The sequence below is a fragment of the Alloalcanivorax marinus genome (assembly GCF_016785095.1).
Lineage (GTDB): Bacteria > Pseudomonadota > Gammaproteobacteria > Pseudomonadales > Alcanivoracaceae > Alloalcanivorax > Alloalcanivorax marinus_A.
Map to the genome: position 1 here is coordinate 160,029 of NZ_JAEKJB010000015.1, position 21,725 is coordinate 181,753.

Sequence of the window (21,725 nt, forward strand, 5' to 3'; positions counted from 1 at the left end):
TCCCGGCCAGGAGAGCTGCATGAGCCAGGTCGACGCCCTGTTCGACCGCTACGGCACCCGTTATCGAATCTGGGTCACCCTCACCGTGATGCTCGGCCTGGTGGCGCTGGGCATGTCGATCACCATCGTCAACGTGGCCATACCTTATATAAAGGGCGCCTTCGGCATGAGCGACAGCCAGGTGCAGTGGCTGTCCACCGGCTTCCTCGCCTCCACCACCGTCTCCCTGCTGATCGCCCCCTGGCTGGTGTCGGCGGTGGGCCAGCGCGCCACGTTCATGGGCCTGCTGATGGTGTTCATCGCCGCCTCCTTCCTGGGCGGCCTGGGCCAGAGCATGGCCATGCTGATCGCCGCCCGGGTCATCCAGGGCGGCATGACCGGGCTGATCCGGCCGGTGGCCATGGAAGCCCTGTTCGCCGCCTACCCGCCGCAGAACCGGGGCATGGCCACCGCCATGTACGGCATGTGCCTGGGCCTGCCACTGACCCTGGCCACGGTGATCGGCGGCTGGCTGGTGGAGCACTTCACCTGGCGCTATGTGTTCTTTATCACCCTGCCAATCTGCGTGGCGGCGGTGGTGATGGGCTTCTTCTTCCTGCCCGGCCGCGAACAAAAAGGCCCCCGGTCACCATTCGACTGGGCCGGCGTGGTGCTGCTGTTCACCGCCGTGTTCACGGTGCTGGCGGCATTGTCCAATGGCCAGCGCTGGGGCTGGGACGATCCGCGCGTCCCGATCCTGCTGCTGGCGGGCCTGTCCTGCGGCACCGCCTTCATTGTCTGGCAAAAACGCACCGCCCACCCGCTGCTGGACCTGGCGATCTTCCGCAACCGGGTGTTCGTCACCGGTACCCTGGCCATGTTCCTGTTCGGCGGGACCTTCTACGGCATCATGTACCTGCTGCCCCAGTTCGTGCAGTCGATCCTTCACTACAGCCCGATCTCCGCCGGGCAGATCTTCCTGCCTTCCACCGCGGTACTGGCGGTGCTGGTGCCCATGGTGGGCCGGCTCAGCGACCGCTATCCGCCGCACTGGATCACCCTGCCGGGGCTGGCCTGCACCCTGGCGGCGGTGTGGCTGATGACGCACATGGACTGGAACACCAGCTTCAACTATCTGGCCGTGGCGATGGCGGTGCTGTCCATCGGCATGGCGGCCTTTCCGCCGCCAACCCTGTCCAAGTCCATCGCCGCGCTGCCGCCCCGACTCACCGGCCACGGCTCCGGCGCCATCAACTTCGCCATGCAACTGGGCGGCGCCATGGGCACCGCCGCCCTGGTGATCCTGCTGGACCGGCGTACCGCCAGCCATGGCCAGCACCTCAACGCCGGGGTGCACGCCGGCAACAGCCTCGCCCAACAGCAACTGGGGCAGCTCGCCGAGCTGGCCGACCGGTTGGGCATTCCGGCCACCCAGCAGGGCGCCATCGCCGGCCATCTGATGGGCCGGATGGAAACCATCTGGGCCTCGATCCTGGCCTACCAGGACGGCTTCTGGGTTCTGGTCGCCAGCCTGGTGGTGGTGGCGATCCCCTCCCTGGTACTAAGCCGCCTGGGCCGGCGGCCCGCCCACGCCCGATGAACTTATTCACGTGACCGAATCAAGGATTGCACCATGACTTCGTCCACCTCCGCTTCACCTCGTCGCCCGTCACGGCGACTCAAGCTCACCGCCCTGGCGCTCCTGGTGCTGCTATGCCTGGTATGGATGGCGTTCGCCATCGTTCACCGCCTCACCCATGTGAGCGCCCAGGACGCGCGGATCATGGCCAGCCAGGTCACGGTGAGCAGCCGCCTGGATGGCTGGGTCACCGATTTCACCATCACCGAAGGCGACCGGCTCGCCAAAGGCGACACCGTGGCGCGCCTGTACAGCGAGCCGGAACAACGGCGCCTGGCCTCCCTGGAAGCCGAGGTCGCCACCGTGCAGGCCAGGCTCGACTACGAGCGCACCCGGCTGGAGCTGGGCCAGCGGCAATTCGAGGGCGGCCTGACCATCACCAGCCAGGAACTGGACTCCGCCAAGGCCGCCGAGGAAGCCGCCCGCTCACGCCTGACCAGCGCCCGGGAGGACTACAAACGCACCGAGGCGCTGTATAAGAAGGGCTCCATCTCCAAACAGCGCCGCGACCAGGACTATTACGCCTATCAAACCGCCCGCGCCGAGTATCAACGTGCCAAGCAGGAAGTGGCGGTGAGTCAGTCCCAGGCCGACAACGCCCATGTGGGCTTCCTGAACGGCGTCCAGGTGCCGCTGCCACCGCCGGAAGTGATGCGATCACGCATTAAGGTGGCGGAAAACGAACTCGCCCGGGCGCGCGCGGACCTGGAAGAGGAGCAGGTACGCCTGCGTGACCTTCAGGTCCCCAGCCCGATTGGCGGGGTGGTCAACAAGACCCTGGTGGACCAGGGCGAATACGTGAGCGCCGGGCAGCCGCTGCTGATGATGCACGACCCGGACGACCTGTGGGTGGAGGCCAACATCAAGGAAACCGACATCGGCGAGCTGCGCCCGGGCCAGCCGGTGGCGATCACCGTGGACGCCTACCCGGACCAGCACTTCGCCGGCGAAGTGCGCATCGTCGGCCGCGCCGCCACCAGCCAGTTCGCGCTGCTGCCCGACCCGAACCCGTCCGGCAACTTCACCAAGATCACCCAGCGCATCCCCGTGCGCATCGCCATCACCGATGGCCCGCTGGAACGCATCGGCCCGGGGATGATGGTGGAGGTGGACATCGACGTGAGCGGCGGCTGAGGCCCGGATGCCGCCCCCGGGGGCGGCATTCCGCTGCGCTTTGCCGTACAATCGGCGGCCCAATCCATGGCCCCGGAACAACATGAAAGACCGTCTTGTCGCCCTGATCGAGCAAGCGCTGGAAAGCCTGACCGCCAACGGCACTCTGCCCGCCGACGCGCGGCGGCCGGTGCAGATCGATCGCACCAAGGACAAAAGCCACGGCGATTTCGCCACCAACATCGCACTGATGCTGGCCAAGCCGGCGGGCATGAAGCCCCGCGACCTGGCCCAGGCCCTGGTGGATGCCCTGCCCGAGGATCGGGCGGTGGCCAGGGTGGACATCGCCGGCCCTGGCTTCATCAACTTCTTCCAGGCGGAGAGCTGGCTCACCGATCAACTGGAAGCCGCCCTCGCCGACGCGCACCTGGCGGTGCCGCGCCCGGCGCGCACCCAGACCGTGGTGCTCGACTACTCCTCGCCGAACCTGGCCAAGGAAATGCACGTCGGCCACCTGCGCTCCACCATCATCGGCGACGCCGTGGCGCGCACCCTGGATTTCCTCGGCCACAAGGTGGTGGCGCAGAACCACGTGGGCGACTGGGGCACCCAGTTCGGCATGCTGTTGGCCTACCTGGAGGAGCGCAAGGACGAGGATGGCGACCAGGCTCTGAGCCGCGAGCTGTCCGACCTGGAAAATTTCTACCGGGCCGCCAAGAAGCGATTCGACGAATCCGATGAATTCGCCGACCGCGCCCGCGCCCTGGTGGTCAAGCTGCAATCCGGCGACGACTACTGCCTGAAGCTGTGGCGGGAATTCAACCAGGTGTCGCTGAGCCACTGCTTCGCCGTCTATGAGCGCCTGGGCGTGCGACTGGGACCGGACGATGTGCGCGGCGAAAGCGCCTACAACGACGATCTGCCCAAGGTGGTGGCCGACCTGGACGCCGCCGGCCTGCTCACCGAGGATCAGGGCGCGCGCTGCGTGTTCCTGGACGAGTTCAAGAACAAGGACGGCGACCCGCTGCCGGTGATCGTGCAAAAAGCCGGCGGCGGCTATCTGTACGCCACCACCGACCTGGCCGCCGTGCGCTATCGCGCCAACACCCTGGGCGGCGACCGGCTGCTGTACTTCGTGGATCAGCGCCAGGCGCTGCATTTTCAGCAGATCTTCGCGGTAGCCCGCAAGGCCGGTTTCGTCGACGATCATGTGGCCCTGGAGCATCTTGGCTTCGGCACCATGAACGGCCCCGATGGTCGCCCCTTCAAGACCCGCGACGGCGGCACCGTGAAGCTGATCGATCTGCTCGACGAGGCGGAACAGCGCGCCTACGACCTGGTGAAGTCCAAGAATGGCGACCTGGGCGAGGACGAGGCCCGCGCCATCGCCCGGGCGGTGGGCATCGGCGCGGTGAAATACGCCGACCTCAGCAAGAACCGCACCAGCGACTACATCTTCGATTTCAACCAGATGCTCAGCTTCGAGGGCAACACCGCCCCCTACCTGCTGTACGCCTATACCCGGGTGGTGAGCGTGTTCCGCAAGGCGGGCCTGAGCCTGAACCAGGTCGGCGACCTGAACGGCGATTTCCGGCTCGACCAGGACGCGGAGCAGGCCCTGGCCGCCCGTCTGGTGCAGTTCGGCGAAGTGGTGGAACAGGTGGCCGCCAAGGGCCAGCCGCACTTCCTGTGCGCCTACCTGTTCGACCTGGCCGGCCTGTTCTCGGCCTTCTATGAGCATTGCCCGATTCTGGCCGCCGAGGACGAGGCGCTGAAAACCAGCCGCCTGAAGCTGGCGGCGCTGACCGCCCGTACCCTGGCGCGCGGCCTGAACCTGCTGGGTCTGGAACCACTGGAGCGCATGTAATGGCGAAGAACACCCGCCGTGGCGCCAGCCGCGGTCGCAGCGGCAAGCAACAGAACCGCCGTCAGATCCCGGGTTGGGTATGGCTGTTCACCGGCGCCGTGGCCGGCCTGTTCGTGGCCTTCCTGGTGCATCTGGCCCACGTGCAGATGGAGCAGGGCGACGGCCCGCGCGCTGCCGACAAGACGCCGGCGCCGGCCCGGTCCGAGGAGCCCGAGCCGGCCGATAAGGACGACGGCGACAGCGAACCCAAGTTCGATTTCTACGCGGTGTTACCGAAGATGGAAGTGATCGTGCCCAAGGGCGACGACGAGGAACGCCCGTCCAAACCGGTCAAGGAAGCCCGGCCCACGACCTCGTCCGAGGACGACGACGCCCCGGTGGCCGGCCGCCACGACCAGCGCTTCGTTCTGCAGGCGGGCAGCTTCCGCAACCAGAAGGACGCCGACCGGCGCCGCGCGGAACTGATCCTCAAGGGCTACGACGTGCGCATCCAGCCGGTTAAGCTGGAGAACGGCGACACCTGGCACCGGGTGATGATCGGCCCCTACAACAACATCAACGCCCTGCATCGGGCCCAGGACAAACTCGCCGCCAACGGGGTGGAGACCCTGCCGATCCAGCTTAAGGAATAGGGCTGGCACGCTGGCACGCTGGCACGCTGGCACGCTGGCACGCTGGCACGCTGGCACGCTGGCACGCAACACGCTAAACCCGCTGCCGGGATGATTGCAGTGTTTTTCGGGAATAAGAGGTATAGCCGGCCCCTCGCTCCGCCCCGCCAGGAAACACACCAAGCCTCTCCGCCCTGGGTTTAGCGTGTTGCGTGTTGCGTGTTGCGTGCCGGCGCGCTGGCGTCCCCACCACCTTGAATTTCCCCACCCCCACCCACACATCGAATTGACGTCAGAAAAGGAGACCTCCGTGGAGCAATATCACGGCACAACCATTGTTTCGGTGCGGCGCGGCAACAACGTCGTGATCGGCGGCGATGGCCAGGTGACCCTGGGCAACACCGTCATGAAAGGGAATGCCCGCAAGGTACGACGCCTCTATCACGGCAAGGTGATCGCCGGGTTCGCCGGCGGCACCGCCGACGCCTTCACCCTGTTTGAACGCTTCGAAGGCCAGTTGGAGAAACACCAGGGCCACCTGGTACGCGCCGCCGTGGAGCTGGCCAAGGACTGGCGCACCGACCGCGCCCTGCGCCGTCTGGAAGCCCTGCTGGCGGTGGCCGACAAGGACAACTCCCTGATCATCACCGGCAACGGCGATGTGGTGGAACCGGAGGAAGGCGGCCTGATCGCCATCGGCTCCGGCGGCCCGTTCGCCCAGGCGGCGGCCTCCGCGCTGCTGCGCAACACCGAGCTGCCGGCCCGGGACATCGTCGCCCAGAGCCTCAGGATCGCCGGCGACATCTGCATCTACACCAACCAGAATCACACCTTCGAGGAGCTTGAATAGTGGCCTCCCTGACTCCCCGCGAGATCGTCAGCGAACTGAACCGGCACATCGTCGGCCAGGAAGAGGCCAAGAAGGCCGTGGCCCTGGCCCTGCGCAATCGCTGGCGCCGCATGCAACTGCCCGAGGAAATGCGCGCTGAAGTGGCGCCCAAGAACATTCTCATGATCGGCCCCACCGGGGTGGGCAAGACCGAGATCGCCCGGCGCCTGGCCAGACTCGCCGACGCCCCGTTCCTGAAAATCGAGGCCACCAAGTTCACCGAGGTGGGCTACGTGGGCCGGGACGTGGAGTCGATCATCCGCGACCTGGTGGAAGTGGCGGTGAAACTGCTGCGCGAGAAGGAAATAGCGCGCAACCGGGACAAGGCCGAGGATGCCGCCGAGGAACGCGTACTCGATGCCCTGCTGCCCGCCGCCCGGGGCGAACAGCCCGCCGATTCCAGCACCCGCCAGGTGTTCCGCAAGAAACTGCGCGAAGGCGAGCTGGACGATAAGGAAATCGAGGTGGAAGTGAGCAGTGCGCCCCAGGGCGTGGAGATCATGGCGCCGCCGGGCATGGAGGAAATGACCAGCCAGTTGCAGCAGATGTTCTCGCGCATGGGCGGCAATGGCCGCAAGCAATCCCAGAAGCTCAAGGTGCGCGATGCCCTGCGCATTCTGCGCGACGAGGAAGCCGCCCGCTTCGTCAACGAGGACGAACTCAAGGTGGCGGCGGTGGACCTGGTGGAGAACCACGGCATCGTCTTCATCGACGAGATCGACAAGGTCGCCAAGCGCGCCGAGTCCGGCGGCACCGACGTGTCCCGGGAGGGCGTGCAGCGCGACCTGCTGCCGCTGATCGAAGGCTCCACGGTGAGCACCAAGTACGGCATGGTGCACACCGATCACATCCTGTTCATCGCCTCCGGCGCCTTCCATCTGTCCAAGCCCAGCGATCTGATTCCGGAGCTGCAGGGCCGCCTGCCGATCCGGGTGGAACTGGACGCGCTCACCCCGGAGGATTTCGAGCGCATTCTCACCGAGCCGAAATGCTCACTCACCGAGCAGTACCGGGCGCTGCTGGCCACCGAAGGGCTCAAACTGGAGCTCACCGACGACTGCATCCGCCGCGTCGCCGAGGTGGCCTGGCAGGTCAACGAGCGCACCGAGAACATCGGCGCCCGCCGCCTGCACACGGTGCTGGAGAAGCTGCTCGAGGAGATCAGCTACGACGCCGACGACCTGGCCACCCAGTACCACGAGAAACCGCTGGTGATCGATGCCCAGGCGGTGGACCACTACCTGGGCCAACTGGCCGCCGACGAGGATCTGAGCCGCTACATCCTGTAAGCACCCCCTGGGCGCGATACAGGGTACAGGATGAAGGATGCAGGGGCGGGCCATGCCCTTCAGCCTGTATCCTGAATCCTGTATCGCGGCCCGCCGGGCCGCTTGCTATCATCCCTCGCCGGAGGGACCCCATGAACACCGGCGAACACCTGCAACACTGCCTCGAACGCTTTTTCCAACTGCGCCAGCACCAGGACGACGCCGTGTTCCTGGCGCGCCTGGACCGTCTGCGCGCCTTCCAGCGCGAACGCTTTCTCGCCACCCACCGGGATTTGTTCGACGACCCGCTGCTGCGTCCGGGCATGGCGTTCCTCCTCGACGACGTCTACGGTGGCCGCGACCTGGCGCCGGTGGCCCGGGAAATCCGCCGTGCCCTGCCCAAGGCCATGCGCCTGCTGCCTGACCGGGTCATGGTCACCTCCGCCAGTGCGCTGGAAGCGGCGATCCTCACCCAGGAACTGGACGAGGCCCTGGTCCACGAACTGGCCGGCGCCCTGGATAACGCTCCCGCGCAGGCCGATTACACCACCGCCTACCGTGGCGTCGGCGGCGAGCCGGCTCGCCGCCGGCAACTGGCCCTGGTGGCCGGCCTCGGCCATCACGTCGATCGCTATGTGCGCTCGCGCGCCATCCAGACCACCTTCCGGCTGGTGCGCCGCCCGGCCCATGCGGCGGGCTTCGCGAACCTGTATGATTTCATGGACCGCAGTTTCCGGGTGATGAAGCCCGTGCCCAGCGTGGGCCGGCTGCTGGAACGGGTGGCGGAACGCGAGACCGCCATCCTGGACCGGGTCCTGGCCGATCACCCCGCTCCCTTCAAGGACGCCCGATGACCGATACCAACGACGACAAGGTGACCCACTTCGGCTACCAGCAGGTGCCGTGGCGGGAGAAACAGCAAAAGGTGGCCGGCGTGTTCCGATCGGTGGCCGGCAAATACGATGTCATGAACGACCTGATCTCGATGGGCAGCCACCGCGTTCTCAAGCGCATGACCATCGAACTGGCCGGCGTTCGCCCCGGCCAGCGGGTCCTGGACCTGGCCGGCGGCACCGGCGACCTGGCGATCAAGTTCTCGCGACTGGTGGGCGACAGCGGCGAGGTGGTACTCGCCGACATCAACGAGGCCATGCTGTCGGTGGGCCGCGACCGCCTGTTCGACGCCGGCTGCGGCCATAACACCCGGGTCGCCCAGGTCAACGGCGAGTGCCTGCCGTTCGCCGACAACAGTTTCGACTGCGTGACCATCGCCTTCGGGCTGCGTAACATCACCGACAAGGACGCCGCCCTGCGTTCCATGCTGCGCGTGCTCAAGCCCGGTGGCCGGCTGCTGATCCTGGAATTCTCGCACCCGGTGCACAAACCCCTGTCCAAGCTCTACGACCTGTATTCCTTCGCGGTCTGGCCGCGCCTGGGCAAGCTGGTGGTCAACGACTCGGAAAGCTACCGCTACCTGGCGGAATCGATCCGCATGCACCCGGACCAGGACACCCTCAAGGGCATGATGGAGCAGGCCGGCTACGCCCGCGCCGAGTACTTCAACATGCTCGGCGGCATCGTTGCGTTGCACCGGGGTTTCAAGGTCTGATGCGCGAACCGGGCCTGCTCTCCACTACCGCCACGGCCACCGCCGAACGGGCCATCAACGCCGCCCTGCGCGGCGACCCGGCCAGCGCCGCGCGGCTCAGCCACCACGCCGGTCGGCTGCTGGCGGTGCGCCTCACTCTGCCCAGCACCGCCCTGTACGCGCTGATCGTGGAAGACGGCGTGGAGCTGTATCTGCGCAGCGAGGCGGAGCCGGACGTCACCGTCACCGGCAACCCGGTGGATCTGGCCGCCCTGGTCATGGACTGGCGCCGCCAGCCCGGCGTGATCGGCGGCCCGGTGCGGGTGGAAGGCAACCGCGAGCTGCTGCAGGACCTGCGCGAGCTGGCCGCCGACCTGCGCCTGGACTGGGGCGCCCTGCTGGAGCCGCTGATCGGCGGCGAACTGGCCCAGCAGGTGGACCTGGGGGCGCGCCGCCTGTTCGGCTGGGCCCGCGACACCCTGAACCGGCTCGGCGACCAGGTCGGCGACTACCTGGGCAGCGAGGCCGGCCTGCTGGCCCTGCGCCGGGATCTGTACGAGTTCTACCAGGACGTGGACGAACTGCGCGGCGACGTGGACCGTCTGCAAGCCCGCGTGCAACACCTGAAAAACCGGAGTCCAGGCCGCTGATGCCCCCCGTCGCCCGTCTGTTCGTGGTGGTCCACGTGGCCTGCCGCTATCGTCTGTTTTCCCTGTTACCGCGTCACCCGGCGCGGCCCTTGCTGCTGTTTTTCCAGTACCTGATGCCGGCCAGCTGGCTCGGCACCGGCGGCCTCAGCGAGGGCGACCGTCTGCGCCTGGCCCTGGAACGGCTGGGCCCGATCTTCATCAAGTTCGGCCAGCTCATGGCCACCCGCCGGGACATGCTGCCCCCGGAGTGGACCGAGGCCCTGGCCCGGCTGCAGGACGACGTGTCCCCGTTCCAGGGCGCCGACGCCCGCGCCCTGGTGGAGGCCGCCCTGCCCCGCCCCCTGGACCAGGTGTTCGCCGACTTCGACGACGTGCCCCTGGCCGCTGCCTCCGTGGCCCAGGTGCACCCGGCCACCCTGCCCGACGGCGGCGAAGTGGTGGTCAAGGTGCTGCGCCCGGGCATCGAGGAGCGGGTGGAACGGGACCTCAAGGTGATGGATTTCGGCGCCCGGGTTCTGGAGCGCCTGTGGGCGGATGCCCGCTTCTTCCACCCGGTACGGGTGGTGCGCGACTACCAGCACGTGATCCGCGCCGAGCTGGACCTGGAGCGCGAAGCCCGCAACAGCGAGACCATGCGCCGGCATTTCCTGTTCAGCCCGCTGCTGCACATCCCCGCCGTGCACCTGGAATTGTCTTCGCGCCGGGTGATGGTGTCCGAACGCATCCACGGCATTCCGGTGAATGACATCGAACGCATCCGCGCCGCCGGCATCGATCCGCGCCAGCTGGCGGAACGGGGCGTGGAGATCTTCTTCACCCAGGTGTTCCGCCACAACTTCTTCCACGCCGACATGCACCCGGGCAACATCTTCGTCAATCCGGAGCACCCGGAATCGCCCCAGTACATGGCGGTGGACTGCGCCATCGCCGGGCGCCTGTCCAAGCAGGATCTGAACGTGCTGGGCCGCATGGTGCTGGCGGTGATGCGCGAGGACTACCCGGCCCTGGTCGATTTGGTGATCCGCGCCGGCTGGGCACGCGGGCCGGTGGACCGGCACCGCTTCGAGCAGGCGGTCACCGAGCTGATCGAGCCGGTGCGCGGCGCCTCCCTGGAATCCCTGGAGTTCGCGCCGCTGATCCTGAAGCTGTTCGATCTGGCGCGGGACTACCACATCGAGGCGCCGGTACAGTACATCCTGCTGATGAAGACCCTGGTGCACATCGAGGGCCTGGGCCGCAGCATCTACCCGCAGTTGGACATCTGGACCACCGGCCGGCCGCTGTTGGAACGCTGGATGATGGAGGAGTACGGCCCCACCGCCACCGCCCGCAAACTGCGCAACCGGCTCCCGGAGTGGACCGCCCAGCTGCCGGAGATGCCCGACCTGCTGCGCGACGCCCTGGAGAACCTGCGCCACCAGCCCCAGCAGCAGCGCGAGACCGCGCAGCGCTTCGAGGACGGCCTGCGCCGCCACCGCCATACCCTGCTGGGTGGGCTGGGAGGCCTGACCCTGGCCGGCCTGGCCGCCGGCGATGCCCTGTTCAACGGCGGTCGCGCCGCGCCCTGGCTTGCCACCGGCGCCGCCGTGCTGCTGCTCTGGGCCTGGCGCCGATAAGCCTTCACATTGCTGGGGTATAGTCAGCGCCAGTGCTAAACTGGCACGATCCTTGGAACCCGAACCGTCGAGAAAGCGCCCCCATGTCCGACATTCTCAACCAGCTCCACGAGGTCCTGGAGGCCCGCAAGGACGCTGATCCGGCGTCCTCCTACGTGGCCAGCCTGTACGACAAGGGGCTCAACAAGATTCTCGAGAAGGTCGGCGAGGAAGCGGTGGAGACCCTGCTCGCCGCCCGTGACACCGAAGCCGGCGGCGACCCGGAGGCCCTGATCGGCGAAACCGCCGATCTGTGGTTCCATTCCATGGTCATGCTGGCTCATCTGGGGCTCGGTCCCGATCAGGTCCTGGCCAGGCTCGAACAGCGTTTCGGTCTGTCCGGCCACGACGAAAAAGCCGCGCGAAAAGCGCGAGGAGAGTAATCATGTTTTCCGGTATCAGTATCTGGCAATTGATCATCATCCTGGCCATCGTGGTGCTGCTGTTCGGCACCAAGAAACTGCGCAACATCGGCAGCGACCTGGGCGGCGCCGTGAAAGGCTTCAAGGATTCAGTGAAGGAAGGCGAGCAGGAGCAGGACCAGAAGCGCCTCGCCGACGACGACAAGGACGCCCCCCAACAGGAACAGGAAAAGCACAAGGACCAGGCCTGATGGGGCCCGGCTTGATGCGGAGAGCCCCGGCGCATGTTTGATATCGGCTTTTCCGAGCTGACGCTGATCTTCGTCATCGGCCTGGTGGTGCTGGGTCCGGAGCGCCTGCCCAAGGCGGCCCGCACGGTGGGCTACTGGATGGGACGGGCGCGCTCCACCTTCAACCACCTGCGCGGTGAACTGGAGCGCGAGGCGCTCAACCAGGACATGCGCGAGCGCATGGAAAAGCAAATGCGCGAAATGGGCCTGGACGAGGACAGCATCCGCGAAGCCCGCGACAACCTGCTTTCCGAGCAGGACATCGCCCGCGCCCGGCGCCGCCCGCAGACCCTGGAGCACGACGAACACACCCAGCCCGATACGCCGCCCCACCACGACGCCCCGGAGTCCGAGAAGAAAGCCGATGAGTGAGGAATACGGGGAGGATACCCCGCAAACCCTGATCTCCCACCTGCTGGAATTACGCAACCGCCTGCTCAAGGCGGTGATCGCCGTGCTGGTGGTGTTTCTCTGCCTGTTCTACTTTTCCCGCGAGCTTTACACCCTGGTGGCGCGGCCGCTGATGGACGCCATGCCGGTGGGCACCCAGATGATCGCCACCGGGGTCGCCGCCCCGTTTCTGGCACCGTTCAAACTGACGCTTTATCTGAGCATCTTCGGGGCAATGCCGTTCATCCTGCACCAGGCCTGGGCGTTCGTGGCCCCGGGCCTGTACAAGCACGAGAAGCGGCTGGCGGTGCCGTTGCTGGCGAGCAGCGTGCTGCTGTTCTATGCCGGGGCCGCCTTCGCCTACTTCGTGGTATTCCCGCTGATGTTCAAGTTCTTCACCACCGTGGCACCGGAAGGCGTGGCGGTCACCACGGACATCAGCAGCTACCTGGACTTCGTGCTCGCCCTGTTCCTGGCCTTCGGGGTGGCATTCGAATTACCCATCGCCATCGTGCTGCTGGTGATCACCGGCATCACCACGGTGGAAAAACTGGCCGCGTCCCGGGCCTACGTAGTGGTGGGCTGCTTCGTGATCGGCATGTTGCTGACACCGCCGGACATCGTCAGCCAGACGTTGTTGGCGGTGCCCATGTGGCTGCTGTTCGAGGTCGGTTTGATCTTCGGTCGCCTGGTGCGTCGCCAGCAGGTGGAGCGCCAGGAACAGGAAGCCGCCGACCAGCGCGACTGACCGGGGCCCCGCCCGGGTCAGAACCGGTAGGCGTCCACCGGCGTGACACGCGGCTCGCCGGGTTCCTCGGAGGCGCCGGTGGCGCGCCCTCCCCGACCGGGCAACGTGTCACCGTCCCGCGCCGGGGTACGCGCCCGCGGCGCCGGTTCGGCGCAGCCGTTCTCCTCCAGGAAATCCAGCATGCGATCGCGTACCGCCGGGTCCCGGGTGCCCTGGGCGTGACCGCCTTTCAGCGCCTGAAATGTCTTCGGCTCGGCGGCGGCGGCGAACAGACGCTCGCCCTGGGCGAACGGAATCACCGGATCTTCCGTGCTGTGCATCACCAGTAATGGACGCGGCGCCAGATCGGCGATATGCCGCTCCGGGTCCCGCCCGCGCTCCGGCAGGGTCGGCAGCACCATCCAACGTAGCGGCCACAGCAACCAGCTGCGTTTCATTACGTCGTTGGCGATGCCCCGGTAGCTGGCGAAGCTGGCTTCCAGCATCACGCAATCCACCTCGCCGTCGTTGTTCTCGCGGGACAGCACGCCGGTGCCCAGGGCGCCGCCCAGGCTCTGCCCGAACAGCACCAGGGGCTTGTCCGCCAGCCGGCCGGAGGCCTCCAGCCAGTCCAGCCCCAACTGCACGTCCGCCAGCGCCCCGGGCAAATCCGGGTCGCCCTCCGACAGACCATAGCCGCGATAATCCAGCAGAAAGACGTTGTAGCCACGCTCCGGCAGCCAGTGCACGTTCATCAGGTGAGTGCTGATGTTTTCCGCGTTGCCGTGCAGGAAATACACCGTACCCCGGCTGTACCCCTGGGCCGGCAACCACCAGCCATGCAGGCGCAGCCCATCAGGATGAATCAACACCACATCCTCGTAGGCCAGCCCCTGACGGGCCGGATTCTGGACCCAGGGCTTGGCGGGGTAGAAAAACAGGCTGCTGCAGCCGCTCATCACGGTCAGCAGCAGGACGCTAAGAATTAATCCAAGTGCTTTCAATGATGTCCCCGTTTAAACCGCTGAAACAGAGCATTCAGCCACCGGCCATGATCCGGCGGCGGGGCTCAGTCGAAGTACCAACGCCACTGCAGCTTGAATTCGGTGTCGCCGTCGCCGCGCCAGCCTTCCCGTTCCACCTCGGCACGCAAGCCGTGCTGCCGGGCAAGGGCGTACTGAACCGCCAGGGTGGTGCGATGCCGATAGACGTCGTTGATGAAGTAGTGGCCGGCGCCGCCAAGCTGCCATTGCCAGCGCCCGGCATGATACAGGATTCCCGCCTCGGCGCCGCCCCCGGTGGTGATCAGGGGCGCGAAGTCGCTGTTGTTCTCGGCCCGGGCGCTGGCCAGCAGATAGGGCTGCAGATTACCAAGCCGCCAGCTGGCGCCGGCGCCGCCCTGAACATAACGCGCCAGCCGTCGCCGGCCGGCCCAGACCCGCTCCAGACCGCCCTCCACATACCAGCTCAGCGGCTTGGCGAATTCGGTCCGTGGCGCCAGGGAGCGAATGCTGACCACATCGAGAGCCTCCAGGTCCACCGCCTGGGATTCGGTGCCGCGCAGGGTGATGCCAAGCCCCTGGATCTGCGCGCCGTCCAGGAAACCGGCGCGGTTGTCCAGCAGGTCGTGGTAGGTAAGCCGGTAGGTCAGCTCGCCGAAATCGTCGGCACCGCGCTGACCGCCGGCGACGGCCAGCATCTGCGAACCGTGGCCCTGCTCCGGCGGCGTTCTGCCCGCCGGCGCCGGCTCCGGCACCGCCGGCAAACGGTTGACCAGCGACAGCAGCGCGAAGGAACGGCCAGCCACGTCCTCGGTACGCGCCGCCTTGCGGTTCACGAAACGTACATAGCGATAGGCGGTGCGCGCCATCAGCGCCCGCCGGGTCTCCGGGTAGGCCTGGAACGCGGCGCTGTCCGCCAGCCCCGGGTCGTCCGCCAGGCGCCGCGCCAGCACCCGCTCGTCGCGGTCCAGGCGCTCACTGAGCGCCTGCAATTCCTGCTCCTTGGAGGGGCGGTAATGCCGCTCGGTGACCAGCCCCTCCTGATCGAGCGAGCGCACCGTGTTCACCGGCAGCTCGGCGAAGCGCAAATCGTCGAGCAGGCCGCTGCCGGGGCGCGCCACTTCCACCAGTTCCAGCAATCGGAACGAGCAGTTCTCGTCGAAAAAGTAATAATCGAAATTGATGTCCTTGAGTTCCCAAAGGTGATCGATCATCCAATCGATCTCACCCTGGTCGAGATCCAGGGTGTATTCCCAGATATCGCGGCTCTCCATGTTGGAGTACTGCTGGATCTTCTGAACATAGGGCACCAGGTTGAAACGCCCCGGATAACCGCCAGCCAGGCCACGATAGATATAGAACAGGGAATTGTCATCCTCGGTGGTGACGGCACCGAAGTTGATCGCCCAGGACAGCCACACCGCGCCGTCATCGCCCTGGTCGAGGCGCATCAGGGTGTGCCCGAACATGGACGAGGGGCTGTTCAGGTAGGACGCCGGAAACACCAGCACGGCGCGCTTGGCGTGCACGGCGGCGCGCCATTCCTGGTAGTCCGCGCAGTGCGCGAAGGGCGCCGGGTCGTCCCAGCCCAGCTGCTCGGCGAGAAACCGGTAGCGGGCCGGGAAGCGGCAGCGTTCGGCGGCGCCGGCCGGCGCCAGGGCGCGACGGGTGGCGCGCAGTTCGGCGAGCGGATCGTCGGCGCCGTCGGCGGCCAGAAAGAAATCGTCGTCGTCCACGTAGCTGCGCTGGCGATCACGCAGGGTGGCGCCGGGGTTGATGTGCAGCAGCGCCCGCCAGCGCGGTTGTTCGGCGAGCGTTTCAAGGTCGGCGGCCTGGGCCCCCAGACAATAGAACAGAATTACGCACGACAGTGCGAAGCGCATGGATGATCCCGGGAAAGAATGACGGACACAAAAAGCCCGCCCTCAACGACCTGTTGGGGCGGGCCCGGGGTAAACCGGCCTTATACGTACTTGGCCAGTTTCTGGTCTTGCTGCATCACCGCGGTGATGTTCTGCATGACTTCCGCGGCGCTCACGTCCTGACGGGGGAAGATGGCGGCGAAGTTGTCGTGCATGACGCTGTTGAAATGCGCGCGGTCGGTGCCTTCCACGCCGATGGAAACGGACAGGGCGGTCAGGGCTTCACCGTCGCCGGTGGCCATGTCCTGGGCCACTTCCTCGAGCACGCCGTTCATGGACAGCAGGCTTTCACCGGAGTAGGTCAGCGCGCCGCTGGTGTCACAGCCGTTGGTGCCACTGGTCATGCCGAAGGTGGCGTTACCGGAGGTACCGTTGACGATGGTCGCCAGCAGGTGCACCGGCATGCCGGATTTGCCTTCGAAAATCAGGTTGCCCCAGCCGCAACCGGGACCGCCGGGCGCCGTGGCCTGAGCGGAAACGGAAGCACCAAGCAAGGCCGCTGCCAGAAAAACTTTTTTCATGGGATCTCTCCTGTTATCGATGATTGTCCATAGGCTCCCATGCGGATTCCCCCGGGAGCTGGAATTCATCATAAAGGAGGGTCATGGGGTTGCAATATAGCGTTGGTGCAAAAACCATCCGTTTACAAAAAGCAAGCGGACCTTGATCACATCTCCAACATAAAGGTGACCGGCCCGTCATTGGTCAGGCTCACCTGCATATCCGCGCCGAAGCGGCCAGTGGCCACGGTCAGCCCGGTGGCGCGCAGGGCGGCGGCCAGGGCTTCGTAGAGACGCTCTCCATCCGCCGGGGCGGCGGCGCCGGAAAAACCCGGCCGTCGCCCCTTGCGGGTATCCGCCGCCAGGGTGAACTGGGACACCAGCAGCACGGCGCCACCCTGCTCGCGCACATCCCGGTTCATGCGCCCCTGGTCATCGTTGAATATGCGATAGCCGGCGACCCGTTCCGCCATGCGCGCGACCATGGCGTCGTCGTCATGGCGCTCCACGCCCACCAGCGCCAGCAGCCCGGCGTCGATGGCGCCAACGGTTTCTCCCGCCACCTCGACCCTGGAGGAGGTCACTCTCTGCAACAGTACTTTCATGGTTTTCCCGATCATCTTGTGTAGCGGGGGCCGGCACTGTGGTGTAATCAACCAGCCATGAAAAAACTCGCTCCGCTTTTGCTGCTATTGCTGGCCGGCTGCCAGGCCTGGCTGACGCCGCCGCCGTCGCCACGCCCGCTGGCGCCGCCGTTCGGTGAATTCCGGGAATTCCAGCGCGAGCTGACGATTCGCCTCGACGACGGACGCCGGGTCAACTACCGGGTCCGGCTGAGCCTGACGCCGGAGCGCTCGCGCATCCGCCTCACCGACATGCAAGGCCGGCCGGTGCTGACTTTCGAGCACGGCCCTGGACGTACCGAGATCAGCCGCACCCCGGCGCTGCCGGCGACGCTCTCCGCCGACGCCCTGATCGCCGACCTTCAACTGGCGCTGTGGCCGGAGCCGCGCCTGCGCGCGCCGCTGCGACCACCCTGGCGGCTGGAACGGGACGGCGACACCCTGCGGCTTTACGACGGCCAGATCCTGGAAGCACGGGTGTCGTTCCAGAAGGGAGAGCCCCGGGTTACGCCGATCCCGGTGTATAACGCCCGCTACGGCTACCTGATGCTGCTGTTGCCCGTGGACGGCTCAACGCCTTCACCGAACGCACCAGGGCCTGGGTAATCGCCGGCTCCATGGTGGAATGCCCGGACGCCGCCACCCAGTGCAAACGACTGTTGGGCAACGCCTGGTGCAGCAGCCAGGCCTGCTCCGGCGGGCACACCATGTCGTAACGGCCATGCACGATTTCCACCGGGCATTGCAGTTCACCGAGCCGGGGCAGCAGGGGCCGCTCCAGGAAGCCACCGTTCACGAAGTAGTGGGTTTCCAGCCGCGCCATGGCCAGGGCGTTGTGGTCCACGTTCAGTTCCGCCGGCGGCGTCAGGCTGGACAGGCGCGCCTCCCACAGGGTCCATTCCCGGGCCAGCCGCTCGCCGTCCGGCCCCTCCAGGGCACGGTGGTAGCGATGCAGCAGGTCACCGCCGTCATCCTCCGGCAGAGCGTCCAGCAGGCGCTGCCAGTGATCCGGATAGAAACGGGCGGCGCCATGCTCGGTGTAAAGCCAGTCGATGTCCTGCTGGCGGCACAGGAACACGCCCCGCAGCACCAGGCCGGCCACTGAATCCGGGTACGCCAGGGCGTAGGCCAGCGCCAGGGTCACGCCCCAGGAGCCGCCCAGCACCAGTTCCCAGCGCGGGATGTCCAGGTGGGCGCGGATGCGCTCCAGGTCCGCCACCAGGTCCGGCAGGGTGTTATGCTCGGTGCAGGCGTAGGGCTGGCTGCGCCCGGCGCCGCGCTGGTCGTAGACCACGATGCGGAAGCGGTGCGGATCGAACAGCCGCCGCAGCATCGGCGAACTGCCCCCGCCCGGGCCACCGTGCAGCGCCACCACCGGCGGCCCGTCCGGATTGCCACTTTGCTCCACGTACAACCGATGGCCGTGACCCACGTCCAGGTGTTCACGATGATAGGGTTCAACAGGGGGAAATAACGACATGCGGACCTTCCGCCACGGGCGACGGCTTCCAGCATACTGTTTGCTGGTATTGCTGCAACTGGCTCTCGCCGGTTGTGACCGGCCGCCGCCGGAACAGGCACTGCGGGACGCCGTGGCCGAGCTGGAAACCGCCCTGGAAGCCGGCGACGTGGATACCGTCATGGACCGGCTGGACGATGGTTTCCGCTACCGGGATCTGGATCGCAAGGCGGTGGGCCGCCGGCTGGTGGGCGCCTTTCTGCGCTACCCGAAACGCCAGGTCACCTTCATGAACGTGCGGGTGGAGCTGGCCACGCCGGCGGACAACGCCAGCGTGCGCTTCAATGCTCTCGTGTGGGGTGGCCGCGCCACCCTGCCGGACGACGCGGACGGCTTTCAGGTCAGCAGCCACTGGCGCCGTGACGGTGGCGACTGGTTGCTGACCGGGGTGGAGACGCGGGGGTGGCGACAGTAGCGACCGCCGTTATCGCGGCTGAAACGGAACGCCGCCCGACCGCTCCCGCCCCATTGCAAAGCCGCGATGTGTCAATCGTCGCCGCTGAATTCCGCCTCCATGTCCAGCTCCTTGATCTTGCGGGTCAGGGTGTTGCGTCCCCAGCCCAGCAAAGCGGCGGCGTCGCGCTTGCGCCCGCCGGTGTGCTGCAGGGCCACCTCGATCATGGTGCGCTCGAAAGCCGGCACCGCCTGATCGAGAATGCCCCGGTCACCGCGCGCCAGAGCACGGTCCGCCCAATGGCGCAGGGATTTCAGCCAGTCGCCGCCGGCTTCCGCCGGTTTGCTGGCGCTCTGACGCAGTTCCGGCGGCAGATCATCCACCAGCACTTCCCGGCCGGAGGCCATCACCGTGAGCCAGCGGCAAGTGTTTTCCAGTTGTCGCACGTTGCCTGGCCAGGGCATGGCGGCCAGGTATTTTTCCGTATCCTTGTGCAGCACCTTGGGCTCCACGCCCAGCTCGTTGGCGGCGTGCTGCAGGAAATAACCGGCCAGGCGGGGAATGTCCTCGCGGCGCTCCGCCAGCTTGGGAATATGAATGCGGATCACGTTCAGGCGGTGGAACAAATCCTCCCGGAAATCGCCGTCGCGAACCAGCTTCTCCAGATCCTGGTGGGTGGCGGCGATAATGCGCACGTCCACGTGGATCGGCGTGGTGCCGCCCACCCGGTAGAACTCATTCTCCTGCAACACCCGCAGCAGCCGGGTCTGGGCCTCCAGCGGCATGTCGCCGATTTCATCCAGGAACAGGGTGCCGCCGTTGGACTGCTCGAAGCGCCCCACCCGTTGGCTGTTGGCGCCGGTGAAGGCGCCCTTCTCGTGGCCGAACAGCTCGGACTCGATCAGATCCTTGGGGATCGCCGCCATGTTCAGCGCCACGAACGGCTTCTCCCGGCGCATGGAGTGGTTGTGCAGAGCCCGCGCCACCAATTCCTTACCGGTACCGGACTGGCCATTGATCAGCACCGTCACGTTGGAGTGGCTGAGCCGACCGATGGCGCGGAACACCTCCTGCATGGCCGGTGCCTCACCGATGATCTCGGTGGGCGTCTCCTCGGCGGTGGGCGCCACCTCCTGCTCCGCCTCCTGGCGGTGCTTGATGGCGCGCTTGACCAGCGCCACCGCCTCGTCCACGTCGAATGGCTTGGGCAGGTATTCAAAGGCACCGCCCTGGTAGGAAGCCACCGCCGAATCCAGATCCGAGTGGGCGGTCATGATGATGACCGGCAGATTGGGATTGTTGCGCTGCAGGATCTTGAGCATGCGCAGGCCGTCGGTGCCGGGCATGCGCACATCGGAAATCAGCACGTCCGGCTCCGGGCCGCCCTCGTCGAGACGGTTCAGGGCTTCGTCGGCGTCCTCGAAGCAGGCCAGTTGGTACCCCTCCTGACTGAGGGCTTTCTCGAGCACCCAGCGAATGGAACGGTCATCGTCGATCACCCAGATGGTAGCCGTCATGATCCATTGCTCTCCGTTGTGTCCAGCGGTTCCATGGGCAGCAGCAGGCTGAACAGGGTTCGCCCGGGTTCGCTCTCGCACTCAATCAGACCCTGGTGCTGACTGATGATCGACTGGGCGATGGACAGGCCCAGCCCGGAGCCATTGGCACGGCCGCTGACCATGGGATAGAAAATTGTTTCCTGCAGGTCCTTGGGAATCCCCGGACCGTTGTCCTCGATGTCCACGCGCAGCACCAGCCGGTGGCGCTGGGCGCCGATGGTGAACTGGCGCAGCACGCGGGTGCGCATCACCACCCGGGCGTTCTCGGTGCCCGCTTCCAGCAGCGCCTGCATGGCGTTGCGCATCAGATTGAGCAGCACCTGGATCAGTTGATCCCGGTCGGCGGTGACATCCGGCAGGCTGACGTCGTAATCGCGCACCAGGGCCACCCCTTCCGGGTATTCGGCGAGCAGTAGCTGGCGCACGTGCTCCAGGCATTCATGCACGTTCACCGGCGCGAAGGCCGGCGGCTTGCGCGGCCCCAGCATGCGATCCGCCACCGAGCGCAGGCGGTCCGCCTCGTCGATGATCACCCGGGTGTACTCCGCCAGTTCCGGGTCCGGCAGGGCCCGCTCCAGCAACTGGGCGGCGCCGCGGATGCCCCCCAGCGGATTCTTGATCTCATGGGCCACGCCTCGCACCAGGGCCCGGGTGGCCTGATGGGCATGGATCAGCCCCTCCTCCCGGGTAATGCGCAGCAGCCGGTCCAGGGACTGCATTTCAATCAACAGCGCCATGGCCTGGCCCGGTTCATGGATCGGACTGACGCTGTAGTCGACCACCGCCTGCTGGCCGGGCGCCACATTGAGCTTGGCCTCCCGGCGGGTGAAGGGATGCCCCTCCTCGATGCACTGTTTCAGTGCGGACCGGGCTTCCTCGTCGTCGAAGAAGTAATCCGGCAGCCGCTGCCCGAGTACGCGGGCGGCGCTGGTGGACAGCAGCATTTCCGCCGCCGGATTGAGGTAGCGCACGCGCAGGTCGTCGTCGAGCATCATCACCGCCGTGCGGAGGTGGTCGAGCAATCGTTTCTGCAGCACCGTGTCTGAATTCATCATTCGGCCCATAACAGGGCATAAGCAATTATCAGGCCACCCGTCATGGGGCTCGAAGGCCCCGGGAACGGGCGACCCGGCGGGTCGTCTCGGTGCAGTGTAGAAAGAAGAGGCGGGGAATGCACCG

23 protein-coding genes are annotated in these 21,725 nt (G+C 66.6%); 16 read left to right on the plus strand and 7 right to left on the minus strand.

Going from position 1 to position 21,725, the window contains the following annotated elements; genetic code table 11:
- Positions 1-19 precede the first annotated feature (19 nt).
- From JF515_RS18260 to tatC, 14 genes are all read left to right on the plus strand, one after another.
- Positions 20-1,579 (plus strand): DHA2 family efflux MFS transporter permease subunit, encoded by a 1,560-nt coding sequence (locus JF515_RS18260; RefSeq protein WP_203105882.1) that lies wholly within the window; start codon positions 20-22, stop codon positions 1,577-1,579.
- A 33-nt stretch (positions 1,580-1,612) separates the two neighbouring features.
- Positions 1,613-2,752: an HlyD family secretion protein gene (locus tag JF515_RS18265; RefSeq protein WP_203105883.1), complete on the plus strand. Its 1,140-nt coding sequence runs from the start codon at positions 1,613-1,615 to the stop codon at positions 2,750-2,752.
- Positions 2,753-2,834: 82 nt separating this feature from the next.
- Positions 2,835-4,598 carry an arginine--tRNA ligase gene (gene argS / locus JF515_RS18270; protein WP_203105884.1) on the plus strand — a complete coding sequence of 588 codons (1,764 nt, stop codon included), beginning with the start codon at positions 2,835-2,837 and terminating at the stop codon, positions 4,596-4,598.
- The gene (locus tag JF515_RS18275; protein ID WP_203105885.1) at positions 4,598-5,230 is read left to right on the plus strand and encodes an SPOR domain-containing protein; all 633 of its coding nucleotides are present in this window, start codon (positions 4,598-4,600) and stop codon (positions 5,228-5,230) included. The genes argS and JF515_RS18275 overlap by 1 nt, the downstream gene beginning before the upstream one ends.
- Positions 5,231-5,519: 289 nt before the next feature.
- A complete protein-coding gene (gene hslV / locus JF515_RS18280; RefSeq protein ID WP_203105886.1) occupies positions 5,520-6,059 on the plus strand; it encodes an ATP-dependent protease subunit HslV in 540 nt (179 codons plus the stop codon).
- Positions 6,059-7,387: an ATP-dependent protease ATPase subunit HslU gene (hslU, locus tag JF515_RS18285; RefSeq protein ID WP_203105887.1), complete on the plus strand. Its 1,329-nt coding sequence runs from the start codon at positions 6,059-6,061 to the stop codon at positions 7,385-7,387. Before hslV ends, hslU begins: the two co-directional genes overlap by 1 nt.
- Before the next feature lie 131 nt (positions 7,388-7,518).
- Complete coding sequence (locus JF515_RS18290) at positions 7,519-8,220, plus strand: FFLEELY motif protein (RefSeq protein ID WP_203105888.1); 702 nt, start codon at positions 7,519-7,521, stop codon at positions 8,218-8,220.
- The gene (gene ubiE / locus JF515_RS18295; protein WP_203105889.1) at positions 8,217-8,975 is read left to right on the plus strand and encodes a bifunctional demethylmenaquinone methyltransferase/2-methoxy-6-polyprenyl-1,4-benzoquinol methylase UbiE; all 759 of its coding nucleotides are present in this window, start codon (positions 8,217-8,219) and stop codon (positions 8,973-8,975) included. The genes JF515_RS18290 and ubiE overlap by 4 nt, the downstream gene beginning before the upstream one ends.
- On the plus strand, positions 8,975-9,604 hold the full coding sequence (locus JF515_RS18300; RefSeq protein WP_203105890.1) for a ubiquinone biosynthesis accessory factor UbiJ: 630 nt from the start codon (positions 8,975-8,977) through the stop codon (positions 9,602-9,604). Before ubiE ends, JF515_RS18300 begins: the two co-directional genes overlap by 1 nt.
- Positions 9,604-11,220, plus strand: coding sequence for an AarF/UbiB family protein (locus JF515_RS18305; RefSeq protein WP_203105891.1), 1,617 nt, complete (start codon positions 9,604-9,606; stop codon positions 11,218-11,220). The genes JF515_RS18300 and JF515_RS18305 overlap by 1 nt, the downstream gene beginning before the upstream one ends.
- An 83-nt stretch (positions 11,221-11,303) precedes the next feature.
- Positions 11,304-11,642 (plus strand): phosphoribosyl-ATP diphosphatase, encoded by a 339-nt coding sequence (locus JF515_RS18310; protein WP_203105892.1) that lies wholly within the window; start codon positions 11,304-11,306, stop codon positions 11,640-11,642.
- 2 nt (positions 11,643-11,644) lie between these two features.
- A complete protein-coding gene (gene tatA, locus JF515_RS18315; protein WP_203105893.1) occupies positions 11,645-11,872 on the plus strand; it encodes a Sec-independent protein translocase subunit TatA in 228 nt (75 codons plus the stop codon).
- A gap of 33 nt (positions 11,873-11,905) precedes the next feature.
- A complete protein-coding gene (gene tatB / locus JF515_RS18320) occupies positions 11,906-12,283 on the plus strand; it encodes a Sec-independent protein translocase protein TatB (RefSeq protein WP_203105894.1) in 378 nt (125 codons plus the stop codon).
- A complete protein-coding gene (tatC, locus tag JF515_RS18325) occupies positions 12,276-13,049 on the plus strand; it encodes a twin-arginine translocase subunit TatC (RefSeq protein ID WP_203105895.1) in 774 nt (257 codons plus the stop codon). The genes tatB and tatC overlap by 8 nt, the downstream gene beginning before the upstream one ends.
- A 17-nt stretch (positions 13,050-13,066) precedes the next feature.
- Here tatC and JF515_RS18330 read toward each other — a convergent pair whose 3' ends face one another.
- The 4 genes from JF515_RS18330 to dtd form a co-directional block, all read right to left on the minus strand.
- Positions 13,067-14,032, minus strand: coding sequence for an alpha/beta hydrolase (locus JF515_RS18330; RefSeq protein WP_238401175.1), 966 nt, complete (start codon positions 14,030-14,032; stop codon positions 13,067-13,069).
- A gap of 65 nt (positions 14,033-14,097) precedes the next feature.
- Positions 14,098-15,912: a DUF4105 domain-containing protein gene (locus tag JF515_RS18335; protein WP_203105896.1), complete on the minus strand. Its 1,815-nt coding sequence runs from the start codon at positions 15,910-15,912 to the stop codon at positions 14,098-14,100.
- A gap of 80 nt (positions 15,913-15,992) precedes the next feature.
- Complete coding sequence (locus JF515_RS18340) at positions 15,993-16,472, minus strand: DUF3015 domain-containing protein (RefSeq protein WP_203105897.1); 480 nt, start codon at positions 16,470-16,472, stop codon at positions 15,993-15,995.
- A gap of 146 nt (positions 16,473-16,618) precedes the next feature.
- Positions 16,619-17,056 carry a D-aminoacyl-tRNA deacylase gene (gene dtd / locus JF515_RS18345; RefSeq protein ID WP_203105898.1) on the minus strand — a complete coding sequence of 146 codons (438 nt, stop codon included), beginning with the start codon at positions 17,054-17,056 and terminating at the stop codon, positions 16,619-16,621.
- Between the two features lie 57 nt (positions 17,057-17,113).
- Between dtd and JF515_RS18350 the strand changes: the two genes are divergently transcribed.
- Positions 17,114-17,680, plus strand: a complete 567-nt coding sequence (locus JF515_RS18350; RefSeq protein ID WP_203105899.1) for a DUF3261 domain-containing protein — start codon at positions 17,114-17,116, stop codon at positions 17,678-17,680.
- On the opposite strand, the gene pip is transcribed toward JF515_RS18350, so the two are convergent.
- Positions 17,580-18,554, minus strand: coding sequence for a prolyl aminopeptidase (pip, locus tag JF515_RS18355; RefSeq protein ID WP_203105900.1), 975 nt, complete (start codon positions 18,552-18,554; stop codon positions 17,580-17,582). The genes JF515_RS18350 and pip overlap by 101 nt on opposite strands.
- Between pip and JF515_RS18360 the strand changes: the two genes are divergently transcribed.
- Complete coding sequence (locus tag JF515_RS18360; protein WP_203105901.1) at positions 18,553-19,008, plus strand: nuclear transport factor 2 family protein; 456 nt, start codon at positions 18,553-18,555, stop codon at positions 19,006-19,008. The two genes, pip and JF515_RS18360, sit on opposite strands and share 2 nt — an antisense overlap.
- A gap of 71 nt (positions 19,009-19,079) precedes the next feature.
- On the opposite strand, the gene ntrC is transcribed toward JF515_RS18360, so the two are convergent.
- Together ntrC and glnL are read right to left on the minus strand one after the other, a co-directional pair.
- Entirely contained in the window at positions 19,080-20,504 is a 1,425-nt protein-coding gene (ntrC, locus tag JF515_RS18365; protein ID WP_203105902.1) for a nitrogen regulation protein NR(I), read from the minus strand.
- A complete protein-coding gene (glnL, locus tag JF515_RS18370) occupies positions 20,501-21,610 on the minus strand; it encodes a nitrogen regulation protein NR(II) (RefSeq protein WP_274380714.1) in 1,110 nt (369 codons plus the stop codon). Before glnL ends, ntrC begins: the two co-directional genes overlap by 4 nt.
- Positions 21,611-21,725 lie beyond the last annotated feature (115 nt).

Coding starts and splice junctions, on each gene's coding strand:
- JF515_RS18260 (WP_203105882.1), top strand. CDS start 20: ATGAGCCAGGTCGACGCCCTGTTCGACCGCTACGGCACCCGTTATCGA.
- JF515_RS18265 (WP_203105883.1), top strand. CDS start 1,613: ATGACTTCGTCCACCTCCGCTTCACCTCGTCGCCCGTCACGGCGACTC.
- argS (WP_203105884.1), top strand. CDS start 2,835: ATGAAAGACCGTCTTGTCGCCCTGATCGAGCAAGCGCTGGAAAGCCTG.
- JF515_RS18275 (WP_203105885.1), top strand. CDS start 4,598: ATGGCGAAGAACACCCGCCGTGGCGCCAGCCGCGGTCGCAGCGGCAAG.
- JF515_RS18290 (WP_203105888.1), top strand. CDS start 7,519: ATGAACACCGGCGAACACCTGCAACACTGCCTCGAACGCTTTTTCCAA.
- ubiE (WP_203105889.1), top strand. CDS start 8,217: ATGACCGATACCAACGACGACAAGGTGACCCACTTCGGCTACCAGCAG.
- JF515_RS18300 (WP_203105890.1), top strand. CDS start 8,975: ATGCGCGAACCGGGCCTGCTCTCCACTACCGCCACGGCCACCGCCGAA.
- JF515_RS18305 (WP_203105891.1), top strand. CDS start 9,604: ATGCCCCCCGTCGCCCGTCTGTTCGTGGTGGTCCACGTGGCCTGCCGC.
- JF515_RS18310 (WP_203105892.1), top strand. CDS start 11,304: ATGTCCGACATTCTCAACCAGCTCCACGAGGTCCTGGAGGCCCGCAAG.
- tatA (WP_203105893.1), top strand. CDS start 11,645: ATGTTTTCCGGTATCAGTATCTGGCAATTGATCATCATCCTGGCCATC.
- tatB (WP_203105894.1), top strand. CDS start 11,906: ATGTTTGATATCGGCTTTTCCGAGCTGACGCTGATCTTCGTCATCGGC.
- tatC (WP_203105895.1), top strand. CDS start 12,276: ATGAGTGAGGAATACGGGGAGGATACCCCGCAAACCCTGATCTCCCAC.
- JF515_RS18335 (WP_203105896.1), bottom strand. CDS start 15,912: ATGCGCTTCGCACTGTCGTGCGTAATTCTGTTCTATTGTCTGGGGGCC.
- JF515_RS18340 (WP_203105897.1), bottom strand. CDS start 16,472: ATGAAAAAAGTTTTTCTGGCAGCGGCCTTGCTTGGTGCTTCCGTTTCC.
- dtd (WP_203105898.1), bottom strand. CDS start 17,056: ATGAAAGTACTGTTGCAGAGAGTGACCTCCTCCAGGGTCGAGGTGGCG.
- JF515_RS18350 (WP_203105899.1), top strand. CDS start 17,114: ATGAAAAAACTCGCTCCGCTTTTGCTGCTATTGCTGGCCGGCTGCCAG.
- JF515_RS18360 (WP_203105901.1), top strand. CDS start 18,553: ATGCGGACCTTCCGCCACGGGCGACGGCTTCCAGCATACTGTTTGCTG.
- pip (WP_203105900.1), bottom strand. CDS start 18,554: ATGTCGTTATTTCCCCCTGTTGAACCCTATCATCGTGAACACCTGGAC.
- ntrC (WP_203105902.1), bottom strand. CDS start 20,504: ATGACGGCTACCATCTGGGTGATCGACGATGACCGTTCCATTCGCTGG.
- glnL (WP_274380714.1), bottom strand. CDS start 21,610: ATGGGCCGAATGATGAATTCAGACACGGTGCTGCAGAAACGATTGCTC.